The organism is Streptomyces sp. NRRL F-5755 (assembly GCF_001279365.1).
Classification (GTDB): domain Bacteria; phylum Actinomycetota; class Actinomycetes; order Streptomycetales; family Streptomycetaceae; genus Streptomyces; species Streptomyces rimosus.
The window spans coordinates 19,281-36,215 of sequence record NZ_LGCW01000267.1 but is presented as its reverse complement, the minus strand read 5'-3'; the positions used below and the strand labels follow the sequence as shown (position 1 = coordinate 36,215).

The 16,935-nt window shown below is 68.4% G+C and carries 22 protein-coding genes and 1 pseudogene; 12 read left to right on the top strand and 11 right to left on the bottom strand.

Features of this window, described 5'->3' with window-relative positions:
• Window positions 1-20 precede the first annotated feature (20 nt).
• The 5 genes from ADK86_RS24080 to ADK86_RS43260 all read left to right on the top strand — a co-directional run bounded on the left by ADK86_RS24080 (window position 21) and on the right by ADK86_RS43260 (window position 3,411).
• Window positions 21-827, top strand: a complete 807-nt coding sequence (locus ADK86_RS24080; protein ID WP_053698467.1) for a PfkB family carbohydrate kinase — start codon at window positions 21-23, stop codon at window positions 825-827.
• Window positions 828-852: 25 nt separating this feature from the next.
• Window positions 853-1,803, top strand: a complete 951-nt coding sequence (locus ADK86_RS24075; RefSeq protein WP_053698466.1) for a nucleoside 2-deoxyribosyltransferase — start codon at window positions 853-855, stop codon at window positions 1,801-1,803.
• Entirely contained in the window at window positions 1,788-2,300 is a 513-nt protein-coding gene (locus tag ADK86_RS24070) for a hypothetical protein (RefSeq protein WP_234345998.1), read from the top strand. The genes ADK86_RS24075 and ADK86_RS24070 overlap by 16 nt, the downstream gene beginning before the upstream one ends.
• Window positions 2,301-2,383: 83 nt before the next feature.
• Complete coding sequence (locus tag ADK86_RS44690) at window positions 2,384-2,920, top strand: hypothetical protein (protein ID WP_053698464.1); 537 nt, start codon at window positions 2,384-2,386, stop codon at window positions 2,918-2,920.
• 164 nt (window positions 2,921-3,084) lie between these two features.
• Complete coding sequence (locus ADK86_RS43260) at window positions 3,085-3,411, top strand: hypothetical protein (RefSeq protein ID WP_159393932.1); 327 nt, start codon at window positions 3,085-3,087, stop codon at window positions 3,409-3,411.
• A 279-nt stretch (window positions 3,412-3,690) separates the two neighbouring features.
• Here the strand turns inward: ADK86_RS43260 and ADK86_RS24055 are convergent, their stop codons facing one another.
• Both ADK86_RS24055 and ADK86_RS24050 read right to left on the bottom strand, forming a co-directional pair.
• Window positions 3,691-3,984: a hypothetical protein gene (locus ADK86_RS24055; protein ID WP_053698462.1), complete on the bottom strand. Its 294-nt coding sequence runs from the start codon at window positions 3,982-3,984 to the stop codon at window positions 3,691-3,693.
• Between the two features lie 13 nt (window positions 3,985-3,997).
• Window positions 3,998-4,705: a hypothetical protein gene (locus ADK86_RS24050; RefSeq protein WP_053698461.1), complete on the bottom strand. Its 708-nt coding sequence runs from the start codon at window positions 4,703-4,705 to the stop codon at window positions 3,998-4,000.
• Window positions 4,706-4,968: 263 nt separating this feature from the next.
• On the opposite strand from ADK86_RS24050, the gene ADK86_RS24045 reads away from it, so the two are divergent.
• Both ADK86_RS24045 and ADK86_RS24040 read left to right on the top strand, forming a co-directional pair.
• The gene (locus ADK86_RS24045) at window positions 4,969-5,253 is read left to right on the top strand and encodes a hypothetical protein (protein ID WP_053698460.1); all 285 of its coding nucleotides are present in this window, start codon (window positions 4,969-4,971) and stop codon (window positions 5,251-5,253) included.
• Window positions 5,250-5,648 carry a hypothetical protein gene (locus ADK86_RS24040; RefSeq protein ID WP_053698459.1) on the top strand — a complete coding sequence of 133 codons (399 nt, stop codon included), beginning with the start codon at window positions 5,250-5,252 and terminating at the stop codon, window positions 5,646-5,648. Before ADK86_RS24045 ends, ADK86_RS24040 begins: the two co-directional genes overlap by 4 nt.
• 240 nt (window positions 5,649-5,888) lie before the next feature.
• Here the strand turns inward: ADK86_RS24040 and ADK86_RS24035 are convergent, their stop codons facing one another.
• Window positions 5,889-7,127 (bottom strand): FAD-dependent oxidoreductase, encoded by a 1,239-nt coding sequence (locus ADK86_RS24035; RefSeq protein WP_053698458.1) that lies wholly within the window; start codon window positions 7,125-7,127, stop codon window positions 5,889-5,891.
• A 260-nt stretch (window positions 7,128-7,387) separates the two neighbouring features.
• On the opposite strand from ADK86_RS24035, the gene ADK86_RS24030 reads away from it, so the two are divergent.
• The 3 genes from ADK86_RS24030 to ADK86_RS24020 are packed head-to-tail and all read left to right on the top strand — an operon-like array spanning window position 7,388 to window position 8,279.
• The gene (locus tag ADK86_RS24030) at window positions 7,388-7,627 is read left to right on the top strand and encodes a hypothetical protein (RefSeq protein ID WP_234345997.1); all 240 of its coding nucleotides are present in this window, start codon (window positions 7,388-7,390) and stop codon (window positions 7,625-7,627) included.
• Window positions 7,628-7,668: 41 nt separating this feature from the next.
• A complete protein-coding gene (locus ADK86_RS24025) occupies window positions 7,669-7,908 on the top strand; it encodes a hypothetical protein (RefSeq protein ID WP_053698457.1) in 240 nt (79 codons plus the stop codon).
• Entirely contained in the window at window positions 7,905-8,279 is a 375-nt protein-coding gene (locus ADK86_RS24020) for a hypothetical protein (protein WP_053698456.1), read from the top strand. The genes ADK86_RS24025 and ADK86_RS24020 overlap by 4 nt, the downstream gene beginning before the upstream one ends.
• 106 nt (window positions 8,280-8,385) lie before the next feature.
• Here the strand turns inward: ADK86_RS24020 and ADK86_RS24015 are convergent, their stop codons facing one another.
• From ADK86_RS24015 to ADK86_RS23995, 7 genes are all read right to left on the bottom strand, one after another.
• Window positions 8,386-9,687 carry a helix-turn-helix domain-containing protein gene (locus ADK86_RS24015; RefSeq protein WP_078952225.1) on the bottom strand — a complete coding sequence of 434 codons (1,302 nt, stop codon included), beginning with the start codon at window positions 9,685-9,687 and terminating at the stop codon, window positions 8,386-8,388.
• Window positions 9,688-9,698: 11 nt separating this feature from the next.
• Window positions 9,699-9,962 (bottom strand): hypothetical protein, encoded by a 264-nt coding sequence (locus ADK86_RS24010; RefSeq protein ID WP_053698454.1) that lies wholly within the window; start codon window positions 9,960-9,962, stop codon window positions 9,699-9,701.
• Between the two features lie 51 nt (window positions 9,963-10,013).
• Window positions 10,014-10,250: a hypothetical protein gene (locus ADK86_RS43255; protein WP_159393931.1), complete on the bottom strand. Its 237-nt coding sequence runs from the start codon at window positions 10,248-10,250 to the stop codon at window positions 10,014-10,016.
• Between the two features lie 287 nt (window positions 10,251-10,537).
• Window positions 10,538-10,705 carry a hypothetical protein gene (locus tag ADK86_RS43250; protein WP_159393930.1) on the bottom strand — a complete coding sequence of 56 codons (168 nt, stop codon included), beginning with the start codon at window positions 10,703-10,705 and terminating at the stop codon, window positions 10,538-10,540.
• Window positions 10,706-10,872: 167 nt separating this feature from the next.
• Window positions 10,873-12,570: a hypothetical protein gene (locus ADK86_RS24005; protein ID WP_159393929.1), complete on the bottom strand. Its 1,698-nt coding sequence runs from the start codon at window positions 12,568-12,570 to the stop codon at window positions 10,873-10,875.
• A 565-nt stretch (window positions 12,571-13,135) separates the two neighbouring features.
• A complete protein-coding gene (locus tag ADK86_RS24000) occupies window positions 13,136-13,771 on the bottom strand; it encodes a nucleotidyltransferase domain-containing protein (protein WP_159393928.1) in 636 nt (211 codons plus the stop codon).
• 375 nt (window positions 13,772-14,146) lie between these two features.
• Window positions 14,147-15,244 (bottom strand): hypothetical protein, encoded by a 1,098-nt coding sequence (locus ADK86_RS23995; RefSeq protein WP_234345996.1) that lies wholly within the window; start codon window positions 15,242-15,244, stop codon window positions 14,147-14,149.
• A 169-nt stretch (window positions 15,245-15,413) separates the two neighbouring features.
• Between ADK86_RS23995 and ADK86_RS23990 the strand changes: the two genes are divergently transcribed.
• Complete coding sequence (locus tag ADK86_RS23990) at window positions 15,414-16,175, top strand: hypothetical protein (RefSeq protein WP_159393927.1); 762 nt, start codon at window positions 15,414-15,416, stop codon at window positions 16,173-16,175.
• A gap of 86 nt (window positions 16,176-16,261) precedes the next feature.
• Window positions 16,262-16,507: pseudogene (locus ADK86_RS42505) on the top strand (MarR family winged helix-turn-helix transcriptional regulator); the annotation flags it as partial.
• Window positions 16,508-16,521: 14 nt separating this feature from the next.
• Here ADK86_RS42505 and ADK86_RS43245 read toward each other — a convergent pair.
• Window positions 16,522-16,659, bottom strand: a complete 138-nt coding sequence (locus ADK86_RS43245) for a hypothetical protein (RefSeq protein WP_159393926.1) — start codon at window positions 16,657-16,659, stop codon at window positions 16,522-16,524.
• Window positions 16,660-16,935 lie beyond the last annotated feature (276 nt).

The following is a 16,935-nucleotide window of genomic DNA, read 5'->3' as shown; positions in this document are numbered from 1 at the left end:
TCTGCCTTCCGGGAGCGGCCATGCAGCGCATATCGGTCATCGGCAACATCTCCCGCGACCACATCCGCTACCCCGACGGGCGCGACGGCCATTACCTCGGCGGAGCCGCCCTGCACATCGCGCTTGCCGCCGCCCGCGCCGCACCCGTCGCCGTCATCGGCGACGACCTCGCCCCCCTCACCCGCGAACCGGACCTCGCCTGTCTGGACTGGTCCGCCCTGCGCCGCGCCACGGGCAACTCCGCGGCCTTCGCGATGGACTACGACACCCACGGCACGGTGCACTGCACCAGCGCGGCCTATGGCGTCTCCCACCAGCTCACCACGCACGCCCTCGGCCACCTTGCCCGGCATTCCGGCGATTTCTACCACCTGTGCTGCCGCCGCCCCCTGCACGTGCCGGCTCTCCTCAGCCGCCTGGCCACCGCCGGTGCCCGCTTCAGCGCCGACTTCTTCCTGCCCAGCGCCCGCCCTCTGCTCGCCGCGGCCGCGCCCTGGCTCCCCGCCGCCGACTGGATCTTCGTCAACGCCGCCGAATACCGGCTCCTGGCCCGCACCGTCGACCCGGCCGCACTGAACGCGGTCATCGTCACCGACGGGCCCCGCCCGGCCCGCCTGCTGCACCACGCCCGGCCCGTCGCGGAAGCCTGCCCACCTACCACGACGGCTGTCGAACTGACCGGCGCGGGCGACACCCTCACCGGCACCTTCCTGGCCCGCCGCCTGGTCGGCGCCACCCCCGCAGCCGCCCTCGAAGCCGCGGTCACCGCGGCCGCGCATCACACCGCAAACCGCCCGCTGCCTCTGCCGGCCCTGTACCGCCCTTGACGCCTCGCCCGAAGGGAGCCGCCCGGTGTTCTACATCGCCCACCGCCTCTTCGCCGCCCACGACCGCGCCCTGGCCGCACACCTCGCCCACCATCTCGCCGCCAAGACCGGCGCCGACGCCGTCTTTCTGCCCTTCTGCGACACCGACGAGGAAAACCTGCAAGCACCCGTGAAAGGCCTTCGCCTGTTCGAACTCGACCGTCGGCGCCTGCGCACCCTCACCGGCATGATCGCCATCCTGCACGGGCCCAGCCTGGATGACGGCGTCTGCATGGAAATCGGCTACGCCGCCGCCCTCGGCGTACCCGTCATCGTCATGACCACCGACTTCCAGACCTACTCGCACCACCCGAACAGCTCCCGGTGGGAGTTCACCGACCCGCTGATCGAAACGATCACGCGCCGCGTCGTGCGCGTCCCTCGCCTCGGCACCCTTCCGCCGGCCGACGACACCGCAGACCGGTTCGCCGCCTTTGCCTCCCACAATCACCACCAGACGGACGAAGCCGTCGCGCGCAGCGTCGACGCGCTTCTCGACGCAGCCACCGGTACCGGGGAACGGGCAACCCCTAGCACGGCACCTGCCCGTGCGGGCAGCGCCTTTTTCGAGCCCTCCCCGTACACACCCGTGCCGAAGCAGGTGGCCGAAACTGTACGAATCGCTGGATACGGTCTTAAGGTGGCCCGGCGCTTCGCGGCCGCTGATACCGCTGCGGCAGCCCGCACCGACTGGAACGAAGCCCGGCACGCCGAGACACTGATCGCCGACGTCTCCGGGCCCGAGACACCGCCCGGCGCCGCCGCCCTCATCGGCGCTGCCGCCGCCCAGGACCGCCGCATCGGCGCCTACCTGCCACGCCCCGTCTTCACCCACGCCCCCGGCCGCGAACCGAACTGGCGCAACCTGATGGTCCAGTACGCGGCCGGGCACCACCTCAGCACCCCCGACGACCTCACAACGTGGCTGCACCGGTGAACGCCGAACAGGACCTCACCTCCTACCGCACCCTCGCCATAGAAGGATGCGACGGAGCCGGCAAGAGCACCCTGGCCCGACGCCTGGCCAACCAGCACGGATTCACGCTCGTCCACTGCCCACCGACCCCGGACCACCTCGAACTGACCCACCACTACCGCACACTCCTGGACCGGCCCGGACGCCTGATCCTGGACCGCTGCTTCCTCAGCGAACTCGTCTACGGCCCGCTCTTCCGCGGCGGCTCACGGCTGACCTGGCAGCAAACCCTCGTACTCGCCGCGCACGTCACCCAGCGCGACGGGCTCTTCGTCCACATCACCGCCACCCCTCCGGCCATACACGCGCGCCTCATGGCCCGAGACGGCCACGCCCTCCCCCTTGCCCAGATCACCGCCCTGACCTGCGGCTACCACCGCGCCTTCGCGATGCTCGCCGCTCACGTGCCCGTCCTGACCATCGACACCACTACCAGAGCCTCCGGCCCGGCTGGATGACAGACGCCCGACTTCCAGCGCCCGCACCGTGGCCATCGCTAAGCTCCGGCGGCACCAGCACCCCACCGCGCCCCGGAGGAACCGTGGACATCCGATCCGCACAGAAACACACCTGGGAAAACAAGATCGAGAAGGGGTTCAACACCACCGACGTACCGCTGGAGGTCGCCTTGCTCATCAGTGAAGTCGGCGAAGCCTTCACCGCCTGGCGCAAGAACCTCCCCGACTTCGGAGAAGAACTGGCCGACATCACCCTCTACACCACCGCCCTCGCCCAGATGAACAACATCGACCTGCAGACCGAGATCGAACGAAAAGCCCCCCGCTGGCATCGCACTCCCGACGCGGCAGCCAGCGTTCCCCTGGAGTTCGGCCTGCTCACCAAAAAGATCGGCGACGCGCTCACCGCCTGGCATGAAAACCGGGACACTCTCGGCGGGGAACTGGCCGACATCGCCCTCCGCACCTCGGCCCTCGCCCAGATGAACGGCCGCGACCTGTACGCCGAACTCCACCACAAAGTCACCAAGAACCGCGGACGCGTCTACACCCGAAACGAACACGGAGTCCCCATTCGAGTCCGCGAACACACACCACCGCCTCAGAGCACTGAGGGGTAAAGGCTGACCTCCGCTCGCGCGGAGAGCACCCTTCGCGACCTGCGACGCTAGAGGCGCTTATCCGTTTCGTGATGCGAGGAACGCTGGTGCATGAGCTGCAGTCTACCCGGCCCACGGAGCGGGCTGCGGGGAAGGATCCGCGAGGCACCCGCCACCATGGAGCGGTGCTGCCCACCCCAGACGATCCCGGCCGGCTTCCCGCCCCATGGTGGGTTCGCGACGGCGGCCTGCACGGCCTGGAATGGGAACTGCAGCGCGAACTGCCGGCGGATCATCCGCTGTACGGTGCCCGCGTTCGCGCGGCGGCACAGTGCGAAGCCTGCGACGATGTCCTGTTCCATGTCACCGGCCGCTCCCTGCCCTGGGTAGTGGTGCACCTGACCTGGAGCGGCCACCAAGAGCAGTTCCCCCGGCCCCGGACCACACCATTGGCCCACCTCGACGACCTGCTCACCCAGCATTCTCCTCACGACGACATCAGCGACTCCTAACCCAGCGCACCGTCGAATCGTGACGATCAAGGCCGTGAGCAGGCCCAAGGGGGCGCAGGGTTCGTGCCACTACCGAGGCGCTGGGTGGTAGAGAGGTCACTGGCATGATGGTTGCACGCACGTCGGAACGTGCGCGACTACGAAACCCGACCCGAGCAGTCCGAGCAGATGCTCACCCTCGCCGCCATCACACTCATGACCCGCCGACTCACCCGACAGCCCGTTCACCCGAACGCGGCCAAGCCCCGCGCCACAGAGGCTGTCGCAGCGGCCTGAGGGTCAAGATCCGTTGGCCAACGGATCCCATGGAGGCGGAAGCCCCAGGCCAGCCCACTCCTGGCGAGACTGCTCCAGAGCCTTCCTCCCGGCCTCGGACGACTGCATGTGCTCGATCAGCTTCCGCACCGTGGGGTTGGCGGAACGGTCCTTGATCGTCTGCCAGGCCACTTCCCGGCTATGCCCCGTCACCACGAGGCCCGCGAAGCCGAGTTCCGTGTCGTTCTCCACCCTCTGGCAACGAGCCGAGCCGACCGCAGTCACCTCACCAACCAGTTGCAGGTGAAGCAGGCGCACGGTGCCCCTTGGCTCACGGGGCGAACGCTTCGGCCGTGACGTCGCACTCAAGCTCGACCAGCTCATGTCCATAGACGTTCGGCATCGACACCCGGATGATCAGGCAGAACCGACCGATGGACGGCAGGGTCTTCATCAGCTCCTGATAGTGGTGCCTGAGAAAGTGCACTGCCGCGTAATTCGTGTTCCCCGTCTGGCCACAGATGAGGAACACCGGACTGCGCGCTCCGGGCAGAGTGAACTTAGCGACGACTGCGTACTCGCGCTCGCCGCGCACCCACAAGAACTCACGGTCTCCAATCAAAATTTCAAGGGCGTCGGGGCCGGAGCTGAACGGGAGGAACCTGACGCCAGGCAGGTGATGCGAGAGATGACCAGCAGAACGCTCATTGGCATCGGGCCCGCCAATACAAAACTCGGTGCGATCTCCGTTACTGCCTCGGAACTCGGCTGCCGCCTCGACTGCGATCTCCCCCCGCACCTGGTCCACGAGGGCTGCTGCCTCAAGCAACGCGTACACGTCGTAGTGAGACGTGACCCAGGTCGAGGAGTGATGATGAGTCAAGATGATCAAGCCGGGCTGACCTGGGCTGATACCGAAGAACGCTGCTTGACGGCGCCAAACACGCGCCGACTTGGCGCGCTGCCACAACCACACCGACGTCCCGCTGATGAGGCTAGTGATCAGCCCGATCAGGATGTTCGTGAGAACCGACGACATGTGTTACCCCCGGCTACTGAGACTACTGTCCCCACAGCACAGGAGGGTCCGTCACCGTAATCGCCCGGTATCGCGACGTGGGCCGATCTAACCTCTCGGCGCTGACAGAACCCTGCGCCACCCTGACACTTACCCTGCGCCCGACAGGTCGGGCCAGTGTTCGGTCCACCTCCGCTCGTGCAGAGGGCATGGGGTCGGTCATGGTTCAGGATGCGCGCGGCCGGACACGCAGCGACCCTGCCATAGCACCCCTATCTGCAGCTATGGCGACGACGACGATTCAGGTTCTGCGGGAGACTCGTGATCACCTGGCCGAGCTGGCCAAGGAGCGCGGCGTGAGCATCGGCCAGCTGGTCGAGGCGCTGGCGGCGGAGCAGCCGACGGCGGCGCAGCGGGCCAAGCAGCTGGCCGCCGACCGGGAGACCGTCCGTCGCATGATGGGCGTGGACCTCCGCGACGAGGAGTTCGAGCGGGCCCCCGACGTGCTCGGCAACATCTACAAGATCGCTGCCGAGAAGGTCCGGGCCGCCAAGGGCACCGCAGCGTGATCATTCTGGACACCAGCGCCGTCATGGCGCTCGCCGGCGGCCACAAGACGCTGAATCTGCTGGCCGGCAACATGGCGAAGACACCCGGCGAACGCCTGAGCATCCCCGCCCTGTGCCTGACCCAGGCCGAAGCCGGTGAAGAAAACCTCGTGCAGCGCGTCCTCGCCTTTTCTTCCGTGGTCGTCGGCAGCCTCGACACGATGGCCGCGGTCAGCGTCGGCACCCTGATCCGCGACGGCTACGGCGGCCCGGACACCTGCCATGCGCTGTACTGCGCACTGCCACGTCCCGAGTTCACCGGCATGTCGATCCTGCTGACCGGCCGCGAGGACGCCTACCCGCCCGGCGTGGTCACCGTCGACATCGACTCCCCCGGAATGCTCGGCTACCGCTGACCGGCAAGCAGCCGAGCCACAGCGGCGATGAGTTTGGCCGCCCAGATGTGCCATACGCAGGGCATCCGTCTTCCGGCCGCCCTTGGGGTAACTCCCTGAGTATCGTAGGTCGCTGAAGCAGCTTGACTCCTACTGATCGGCAGGGCTCTACCCGGGCCAGGGCCTTGTCGACGCCGAACACCACGAGGTTGAAGAACGAGATGAGTGCCGGGGAGCCGTCGGCTTGCGCCCGCAGTCTTGTCAATGACGCAGCCGGGCGGCAGCGGCCAGTATCGGGGTGGTCACGGCGGTGGCGGCGGCGCCGAACGTGGTGTCAGTGGCCAGGATCAGGCGGACCATTCGCATGGCCAGGATGAGAACCTCGCTGCCGCGCAAGCGTGTGCCCGCCTCGAATCGGTTCACCGCCTCGACCAGCGTGCTGCCGCTGGCAGCGACGTCGCCCAAAACCTGAAGCAGAGCTGCAGCATCGCGGATCGCCGCGCCGGCCCCCTTCCCGGCGGTGGGTGGTGTCGCGTGGACGGCGTCGCCCAGCGCGGTGATACGGCCCGCAGGCCACGGCGCGAGTTCGGCGGCCCGGGTCGAGGCGGCGTTGAAACGGAACGCGGCTACGCTGCACGGGTCGGCGCGGGCGATGACCTCCAGCGTGTGCCCGGCCCAGCCCCGGTCGCGAAACCCTCGCAACAGCGCGTCCTGCAGCTGGCCTCCGTCCAGGTCGCGAAGGGAGTCGGTCGCGGCGGATTCGGGGAACATGGCGCCCCAGATGTAGGTCGGGCCCGTGGTGACGGACATCCGCAATCTGGGGGCGTCGAGCGCGGCGTTGCCCACGGCGTCGAGGAAACCGACATACAGCGCCGCGCCCCGCGGTCCCATCGCCGTCCCTGACCGCAGTCCGAGCCGCCGCTGTTCACCGGGATTCAGGTCCCTGCGGAGGGTTCGGCCGGAAAACCCGATGATGCCCGCCGGGCGGTTCGTCGGGCCTCCCGCCAGATGCCGGGCGACCAAGGAGTGGACGCCGTCTGCACCTACCACCAGATCCGCGGGGACAGGTGCCGCGTCGGCGAACAGCACGTGGGGTGTGCCGTCGTCGTCGTGGCCGACGCCGGACACGGTTCGCCCCAGATGCAGGTCATCGCCGACCGCCTCCGCCAGCAGCAGGCGCAGCGTGATGCGGTCGGCATCGATGCTTACGTCACCGGTGAGATCCGGGCCGCGGCCGAGCAGTCGGCCGCGGCGGTCCCAGAGCGCATCACGGTCGCGCAGCCTCAGCGCCGAGGCCGACACCAGCAGACGCCGCACGATGTCCGGCGCCACCAGCTCCCGCAACGCGGCCTGGGCCTGCTCGTCCAAGGTGATGTGGTAGCCGCCTGTGGCCGCCACATCGGCGTCGCGGTCGAACACCGCCACCTCGAATCCCTGGCGGCGCAATCCTGCCCCCAGCGCGAGTCCGCCGATTCCGCCACCGACCACCACAACACGCATTCCCTCGGTCCATTCGCCACTGTCGGCCTGCTCCGGCGCTCGACACTGGCACCAGTAGCGGACATCGAGTGACTACTACCGGTCATGATGGAACGATGGCGAACACCTCACGACGGGCATTACGCTCGCCAGCGGCTCTGGGAGCTGGTGGAGCTGGACGAGCCGGAGGCGGACCCGGCCGCAGCGACGTCCGCACTCGCCTTCGCCGCGCTCCAGGCCGTGGAGCAGGCCCTGTCGGAGTGCAGCAGCAGCGCGCTGGCGTGGCTGGGCCGGACCGAGGAGGCCGAAGCCGAGGCGCAGCGGACGTATCAACCGAACAGGAGCGCCGTTGGTACCGGCACAACCCGAACGGTGCGGACGCCGTCGCGGCGGCGACCAAGGCCACCGGCGCGGCCCGGGAGCGCACGGCCGAGTACCTGCTGGTGACGCGGCTGGAGCAGCTGCGCGAGCAAGGCTGCCGCCCGGGACGGGACGACCGCCAGGACCGACGGTTCGTGTGAAAGGCCTACCCGCCCAGGTACCAAGTAGGTACCGTGAGGGTATGCCATCGCTGAATGTCACCTTCACCCCGGAAGAACTGGAAGGCGTGCGGGCTGCTGCCGCCGCCGAGGGCAAGTCCCTCAAGACGTACCTGCACGATTTGGGCGTCCGTGAGCAGCAGCGGCGCCAGTTCGTCGCCGGCGCGGTCGAGTGGGCCGACCGGCTCCGCGCAGAGTTCGGCCAGGCCTTCCCCGACGAGAACGCGCCCTCCGAGCGCACGTCGGGAGCCGACGCCGCGTGATCCTGCACATCGACGTCTCCTGGCTCCAGGACGTCCAGGAACACGCCACACCCGAAGACGTAAGTGTCTCGGACTACTCGGCGCTCGTGGCGGCCGTCGCCCGGCACAAAACCCGCCTGCCGACCCTGGCCAGCGCCGACCCCGACGCGGCATGGCGCGCCGCCGCGCTGCTGCACACCATCGCCCGCCTCGAACCGCTGCCCTACCGCAACAGCCTGTTCGCCGCGATCGTCGCCGCGCAGTACATGGGGCAGTCGGGCCAGGGCATCGACCCGCCCTACGGCGCCCTGTCCGACCTGGTCCGCGAGGTCCGCGACGGCGAGGTCAAGCTGCCCGCGGTCGCGGACCGCCTGCGCTCCTGGCGCATCTGACCACCGACCGGTCACGAGCAGCGGGCGATGTCGCAGCACCAGGCGATGGGCGGTCGGCGCTGTGCATCGCGCTCGCGCATAGGGGGTCGCGTCGTCTGTGCGACGGCTAACTGATGCTGTTTATGCGGGCGTGGCTGAGACGGGTCGTGGGGCGCGCCTTTAGCGGGCCGTACGGATATGCTTCTCCGAGGCCGCGTGGCACATCGGTGATCTCCCGTGCATTTTCAGGGGACACGCGAAGTTCTCTCCGTTTCCCGTACCTGTATACGGCTTGCAGTAGAAGTCTGGCCTTTTCCTGCAGTTCCTCATCGGCGGGCAGGCCGAATAGGACGAACTTTTCCGTAACGGTCTCACCGGGGAACTGCTGGCCTTGCAGGCAGGCGAGAATCGTGTGGAACGGAAGTCCAGGAACACGGACCTCGCCTTTCTCGGCGAATCCGATATGCAGCAGTTTGAGCACGTCAGCGACCGCAGTGCGCAGCGCTTCCGGCTCCGGGATCCGAGATGCCAGGGCCTCTTGAAGCTGATCGAGAGACAGATTGACCAGAATGTTCCTCGGGGTGTCACTGCCGAGGCCGACGTCGGGAGCAGAGCGGCCGCAGCTAGAGCACCCCGCCTGGCCACTGACAACACGCGCAAGCCGCATGGGCACCACTGCGCCGCAGGCGGTGCACACGCATTGCCACGGGTAGAAAGGCCCGGGGAAAGACTGGACGGGCAGGAACCCCGTGGCGCGCATGACGGTGTCCGGCAGGTCGGCAAAGATCCGGTGGGTCTCGGCCGAGACTTCCCGGGCCTTACGAGGGATACCGGAGAGCGCCTGCACGTCACGGGTGTCTCTGTAGTGCTGCCAAGCCCGATTCCATGCCTCAAGCCAGGCCAGACGGTCATCCTTCGGCACATCACACGCCTGCAGAAACCCCACGAACTGAGCATGGTTGTGGGGGACAGCCTGCCTATGAACGATGCGGTGCACGCTGCTGCGCGGCAGCAGTCCGTACTCGCCAGCTCGCCCCTCCAGTTCCCGCAGCGGAGGGGCGCCGGCCTTCTCGTACAGCTCGCGCAGGCCAGCGCTCAGGTCTGCGAAGTCCCGGATCAGATCCGGCCGGGGTGCCAGCACAGATTGTTCGGCCCGTTTCCTACGGCGCTCCTCGTAGCGAGCCTGCCTCCACAGACATTGCGCACGCTCGGTGGGTGCACCGCAGGCCCGCACGTAGGCGACAACCACGGCGCGCCTGGGCACTGTCCTTCCCGAGGCAGCACGCTGCAGCGTGGTCGCGTGGAAGCCCGCCTTCTCGGAGAGTTGGGTGTAGGTCTTCCCGGTGCCGCGTCGGGCTGCGCGCAACCATTCGACGAGTTCTTCCAGGGCGTGGTTATCTGTGATCACCGCGCGCTCGCGGCGTCCCATGGCTGCGGCCCTCAGCCTTGGGAACCGAAGGCGAGCAGCGCACGGAGCGCTGTGCGTGCACTGCGGCCCGTGCGGGGCAGCAGCCTCAGGACGAGGACGGCGATGAGGCTCGCCCCGGACAGAAGCTGCAGCACTTCACTGAGCGGTAGACCGATGGCGGCCATCGTGCCGGACAGAACGGTGATCACGATGACGACGACGGCTTCGCTGTCACTCAGAGGCCGGGTGGCGTCTGGCGACTTCACGCAGGCGGCCAGAGGGCGAGGGTTGGGCAAGATGGCTCCATGGTGCTGGAGTCCGGCGGCTGTGAACCGTTGGACGGTATGTCACTGGCTCCGGTTTTGTCGTCCGCCGCTGGGCAGTTGGCGCTGCTCGAGTGCGGCGTAGACAGCATGGTGGCAGCCAGACGGGTGACAAGAAGCCCAGAGATCGCTTTTGATGCATTCCTGTCCGGCGAAGAAACGGACCGTACGAGAGCCGCAGATGAGGACGGGCATGGTCAGCGTGCCGAGCACGGTTTTCTGAGCAGCCCGTTCTGCAAGGGTGGGGAAACGCTCCGTCATGCCCCTCCTGAAATAGATGCAGATCCGCCCCAATTGAAGTTGCAGGAGGAGGGACAAGACTGCGACGATCCCGAAGAGCTTCGTACGAATGGGCTCCCCTGGTTGCTACTGGCTCCAACCACAGCTGCAGGGACTTCGCACGTTCACGTTGGCGCGTGGACTGCACAGGAACCGGCGCCCACTCGACGGCGTCGGTTCCTGCATTTCCGAGCCTGTCGGGCGGATGGAGCAGCGGTGGGCGCTGGCCGGACGATGTGGCCTCGCGGTACGCGCAGTGGCGCGGCGAACTAGATCGGGTGCGGCTCTTCCTGAGTGAGGTCGCGGTCAGGCCGTGAGCGCGTACTGGTGCTGGTCAGCTGGATAGAGAGCTGATGCTCGGCGGCTTGTTGCCGCAGTTCGCCGACGCGCTCACGGATCGCAGCTTCGCGACGCTCCAGCTCCTCGAGCAAGGACACCGTCACATCGAGGAGGTAGAAGCAACCAGTACCCCCGGCCAGTCCGTTCAGGCAAACGCCCAGGCCAGCCAGTCACTCGAAACGAACCGGACCCATAGCCGTCCGAGTGCCCGGGATGGCGGACGGGGTCGGTGCAGGTCACCGTGGCCCCGCCCGCCGTTGTGGCCCTACAGGCAGCGGGTGGTTTTCTGCAGGTACACGCTTTCGGGCGGGAACGGGGTGTCGGGGTAGCCCGGGCCGATGGTCCAGGAGGTCCAGCGCCCGGTCTCCAGGTAGCGACACTGGCTGCTGTACGCATAGCGCCGGTCGGCGCCGGTCGTGGCCAGCGGGGCCACCTCGACGTTCTGGGCCAGGCAGTTTCTGTGATAGATGGTCACCGGCGTGCCGGTGCCGCCGGGCTGCGCAAACGAGTCACCGCACGGCGGCTCGGCGGCCGTACCCTTCCCGGCCGAGGACGCGGCCCGGGCGGCGGCGGCCGGGCTCGGGCCTCCCCACGGTTTGAAGCAGTGCACGACCTTCTGGGTGTTGTTGCCGATGCCTGGCCATTCGGGTGGGAAGTAGCCGGCGTCGATGACCCAGCGGGTCGTCCCGCCCCCGCCTGGGACGTTGCGGCACTGTCGCACGTAGGAGTAGCGGTTGTCGTTGGTGCCTTCGCCGTACGGTGCGACGAAGGCGGGCCGGTCGGTGCAGTTGCGGTAGCTCATGTAGATGGTGTGGCCCGTTCCGCCAGGCTGCGACCACGTCGCGGTGTCGCATGGTCCGTTGGCGGGCGGCTGCTGGGCGGGAGACGGAGCGTTGCAGTGGCCGCCGCCGGAGGGCTCGTCGGACATCAGTGCACAGGCGTATTTGGGCCCACGGTGTATGCCGTAGGTGAAGTTCAACGCATGCTTGAGGTCTTGCCACTGCAGCCGGGTCTCGGTGACGGCGTTGCGCACGGCCTGCGCGAAGTTGTTGTGGACCTTGCCGCGGTCCGTGCGCGGGACGCTGGTCCGCCCCGTGGTGGGGTCGATCTTTCCCTTGTCCTTGTTCAGGGAGCCGGTGGCACCGTCGTCGAACGGGTCACCGTGTGAAACACGGACCGGTTGTCGACAGGTCGAGCCGGGTTGGTTCTCGTCGTAGCAGCCGGTGGACAGCGGTTCGGGAACGTCTGATGCGCCCGGGGCGTGCCGGTCGTAGCCGTTGTTGAACAGCAGCGAGGGAGTCCTCTGATCCAGCCCGGGCGGATTGACCGGGCTGATCGGCTCCGTGGGTTTGGGGATGTCCGACCAGTTGGAGTGGGCATAGAAGTCTTGCAGGGTGTGCAGCATCCGGCCGAACGTCCTGAGCACATTGCGCTTGGCGGGTATCAGGACGCGGTCCGCGGCGAGATTGCCGTTGTCGTCGACGATCGGCTTGGCCTCCTCGACCGCCTCCCGGAACAGGGCGCGGGCATGGTTGACGCACTTGAGCAGCTCGTCGGTGGCCACCGCCCGGGTGTGGTTGCCGGCGATCTCGGCCAGGTAATCGGCGTTGTCGCAGTGCGCCGGCGCCGGCTCTGTAGCCGGCCACTGATCGGGCAGGCCCACCCCGCCCCAGTTCGATTCGGGGTCGTACGGCGAGGGGTTGCGGCCGGTGATCTGCTCCAGAGACGACGTTTCGCTGGTGGGGGTGCCCAGCGAATCCTCGAAGCAGTCCGTGGGATCCACCGGGTCGCCGGTCGGCCCGGCATGGCAGCCGAGAGCCGCGCGGGTGATGAACTCGTGCTCGTAGTTCTGATGGGTCCAGCCCCTGCCCGGCACCCACACATTGCCCACGGTGCCGAATGCCTGCGCCGAGGGAGCGGCCCCGGCCAAGAGGCCGCAGGAAACGGCAACGGTCGCGGCCACAGCTGCGGCGCACGAACGCCGTAGGCGCCGGACGCCGGCGCGGCGTGTGCCGTACCGGGCAACAGGCCGCCCGGACTCGGCGGTGGCGCGGTGGTGACAGGGTCTTGGGGGCCGGCCGCGGTGGGGGCGAAGCCAGTGCATGAGCGTCCTCCCGACGGTGCAGTGGCAGGGCTGACCACGCCGGGCAGCCCTGCCCAGCGCATGCGGCTGGGACGCTAGTAAAGGGGCTGCGGCTTGTCACCGAGCAATCAGGCCACCCCACCCGAGGCAGGCCGTAGTCGTTCGTCGATGCGGTGAGCATCCGCGCCGGCGCACCACGGCAAACATGATCCGTCAGGCATGACGATCTTTGAAGACGCCCTCTAGCGCCAGCGGTACTTGGCACCCGGCCCGTGTCCGGGCGGCTCCCACGGCTCTGTTCCGAACAGAAGGAGCCTGACGACGGCGCGGTTCCGGACGCGGGCGGTCGTCTGTCGACAGGGTATGCGAGCTGAAACGAGGGGGGGTGCAGCTCTTCTTGAGTGAGCCCGGTGATGAGGCGATGAGAGGCATCGGGGCCATCGCGTCACGGATCGCGGGGGTCGGTGACCCGGTATCCGTCCCACAGCGCGCCGCCCGCGCCGTCGAGCACCTCGTGAGCCACAGCGGCAAGCTGTGCGGGCACGGGGAGGGCGTGGGCCAGGCGCTCGGCCAGGTCCGAGTCGTGGTCGCGCAGTTCGCGCAGCAGCCATTTCCCGCTGCCCTGCCAGTGCCGCCCGGACAGGAGGGCCAGTTGGGCGGTCCTGGTCAGGACCCGGCAGGCGATGAAGGCGAGCTCGGCCGGGTCCTCGGCGCCTGCCAGGTCGTCGAGCAGGTCGGTGAGTTCATAACGGTGGGCCTCCAGTTCGGCCGGGCTCGCCGCGGCCGGGCCTTCGGCCAGCCGGCGGCGCATCTCGGCCTGCAGCCCTCTTCCCAGTGCGCCGCGGTCACTCACGATCGTTCCCTCGGCGATCAGCCGGGGAATCCCGGGCCAGCGGCGGGCCAGGTTGTCGTTGCAGTAGGCGGCCAATGTCCGCTCATCGTGGACCAGCACTTCTACCGGCCACCCCGCCCAGCGCGAGGAATGGCGGCAGGGGGCCTCCCGGGGCCCGGTCACCACGACCATGTCCAGATCGGACGTCGGCGTACGTCGTTCGGTGAGCGCGCTACCGCCCACGATCACGGTGAGAGCATCGGGAAAGGAATGGTGCGCGAATCCGCGAGCGGCAGCGACAGGTTCCATCCGCACCATGCCCACCCCGAAGGCTCATGCCGGTCGCCCGCTGACCGGGCCTGTCATAGCTTGAAGGCCCGCGATACCGGCCACAAGTGCCCAGCGCAGCGGCTCACTGGGAAGGAGCCACACCCGAAAGCGATCGTTCACGCCATCACTGGCCATGCCGTGCCGTTCTCCGACCCAGGGGGGGCGGGCCGATGCCCTGGCGCCGATACTGGATCTCCCACCGGGCGAGCGTGCCTGCCGCATTGGTCATGCTCGGTCCACCGACGACGAGCTGCGAGTCGGCAGCGTGGCGTTCAAGCAGGGCGCCCGGGTCGGTCAGCGCGCGTTCGGGTGGACGGTGGGGTCGGGGAGTTCGAGGCCGGTGCAGCTGCGGCGCTCGGTCTGGTCCTTGGCAAATTCGTTGAGCAGGTACCGCACCTGGCTCATCGGCAGCACCGAGCGCATGGTGTGCGGGGCGTAACTGGCGGCAAGGAAGTTGGCGGACTCCCCGGCGCACCGGGCCTTGGCGCGGCCGAAGTTCTCGCTCAGCAGTGCGTCGTGGGAGCTGTGTCCCTTCGGGACCTTTACGTTGGCCGAGAGCAGCGTGTCGAAGGGCTTGTCCGTCCAGCTGCCGTACCAGCCGGTGAGGTCCACGGCGGGCTCCCCCGTCCCGGCGTCGAGCAGTGAGCAGTTGGTGATCGGGGCCCGCTCGTCGGTGGGCGCAACGACCTTCCAGCCCCTGCCGGACGGGCTCCTGGGCAAGGCGATACGGCCCAGCCAGCCGCACATGGTGCCCTCTGCCTGGCTCGGTGCCAGCTTGCGGATGGGCTCGACGCGGTCCGGCAGCGGCAGAGGGGCGGCGCCGCAGCCCAGTTCGGATGCGGCGCCGTTGGCGGCGTTCACGGCCGTCCGCAGCGACTGCGGCGAGGGGGCGGACTCCGCCCCGAGGGCGTTCACCTTGGTGACCAGGCGTCGCGCGCGGCCATCGGAGTCGCGCCCGAGTCCGGGACACTCCTGGATGATCACTGGCCCGACCTCGCCGTAGTAGCCGGGGATGGTCTTGGGAAAGGCGTAGTGGGGCTTTCTCGGAATGGTGAACTCTGTGGCCAGCGGACCCTGCGCCGTGCCCGTATCGGTCTGCGCCTCGATCTTGAGGACGTAGCGCCGGCCGTCGTTCGTGTTCACCCCGCACCTGAGCACGCCGCTCCCGGAGCCGAAGGTGTCATCGGCGGGCTGCAGCCGTTTGTCCGGCAGCAGCCCGGCGAGGTCTTCGCCCGACAGGTGGCCCCCGCACACCGTCGCGGCGTACCACCAGGGCTGCCACAGCGGCTTGGCCAGCCAGCCACCGCCCGCCAGGACCGCGAGCGCCGTCGCCACGATCCCGAGCACCCGCCCGCTGGGCAGCCACCGCCGTCCCCGTCTCCCCGCTGCCATGACCTGCCGTCTCTCTCCGCCCCGGGCCCATCCCGCGACAGGCGCAGCCTACGTGACGCGCGAACCCGTCCACCGGGGCCGGCTGCGGGCCTTGGGCGGGAACCTCGACCGGCGCACCCGGTGGGCGCACACCGGCCCCGTTCACCGGGTTCACCGGCTCGGAGGCAGAATGGCGGGTTCGACCATAGGGGGCCTGATGTCTCGTTTTCTGCGTACCGTGGTGGCTGCCGCGACGGTCACCGTCTGTCTGGCGGCCACTACATCCTGCGGTTCGGCGAAGTCTTCACGACCGCCGCAATCGCCGCATTCCGAGCCGCTGACCGAGACCGACCTGAAGTCGCTGATGCCGACCGGCAAAACCTTCCAGGGCTACGTCGCCGAGCCTGAGGAACCGTCCGAGACGGCAAGCCCGAACGCCGACGCGGACGATCCGCCCACGCCCGCGAAGCTCCTCTATAACAGCTACCCGGCCTGCGAGGCTCTGCTCGATATCAGTGTGGATCACCTACGGCACCGGCCCGTGGCGGAGGCGCGGACCCGCATCGAGCCGCAGTTCCGCAGGGGCGACGCCATCGACTTCACGAAGTTCCATTCGCTTGAACTGTTCAGTTACTCCGTCGAGGAGGCGAAGGCGGTGATGACGTCCGTCGAAGAGGCACTGCCGAAGTGCCACGAATTCTTCGCCTTCAAAGCCTCGTTCAGTTCTCCGGACTCGCGCTTCGTCACCGGGAAGTGGTCCGCACCGAAGGCCGGGGACGACGCCGTCGCCTTCACTTGGAAAACTATGGACATCGCGATGGAACAGACCATCCCCATGACTGTCATACGCACCGGCGGCGTAATCGCCGTCTACTCCGGCGCAGTCCGCGACGACATCCCGCAGCAGCAGCACCAGAAGATCCGGGATTACATCTCCGGAACCGGCGGCTGACCGGGGGCCGGCTCGCCCCGCCGTTCCGCCGCCCTCCCGCCCCTGTGCTTGCCGACACAGCAAACAAAGTCGTCATTCCGGCATCGGTGCCCCCACTCTGCTCGCCCGCCTCGGCCGGTGTGCTCACCCTGCTCGACCGGTACGGCGAGATGCGGATGAGCAGGCTGGGCGAACTGCTCGCGATCGACATGTCGGTCACGGGCCGGCACGTGGCGCACATCGCCGAGCGCGGCTGGATCGAGCGGGAGCCCGATCCGCAGGACAAGCGGTCGCGGCTGCTGCGGCTGACGCCGAGCGGCAGGCAACTCCTCGCGGAGCTCTCCGAGCTCACCAGTCCCGAGGGCCGTTACAGGTCCCGCCCGCGGGTGAGCAAGCTCTCCTCGTAGGCGGCGGAGCCGGGAGGGCGGGTGGCGTCCAGCCCAGCGGAGACCGCGTTGGTGCGTTCGGCAGCGTGCTCGGCGTACCGCTCGTCGAGGAAGCGCACGGTTTCCTGCGTGCGATCGCACCGTGCCACAGATTCCGCAGTACTACGAATCGCGCAAGCTGCGGAAGGTCTTCCATGACCTACGACATCGGGTCGGCAGGAGGGTCGGTCACGCCGAGGGCACTGAACTGGGCACACAGCGAATCCGCGGCAGCCCTCCGTGACACGTCCAAGTGGTCCAGCCACTGATGGCCCGCTTCCCCTCCCTCCTTGCGGGCCGGCTCCTTGACACCGCGGCGGCTTTTTGGCCTTTGTGACCCTCGGTGATAGTGGGCG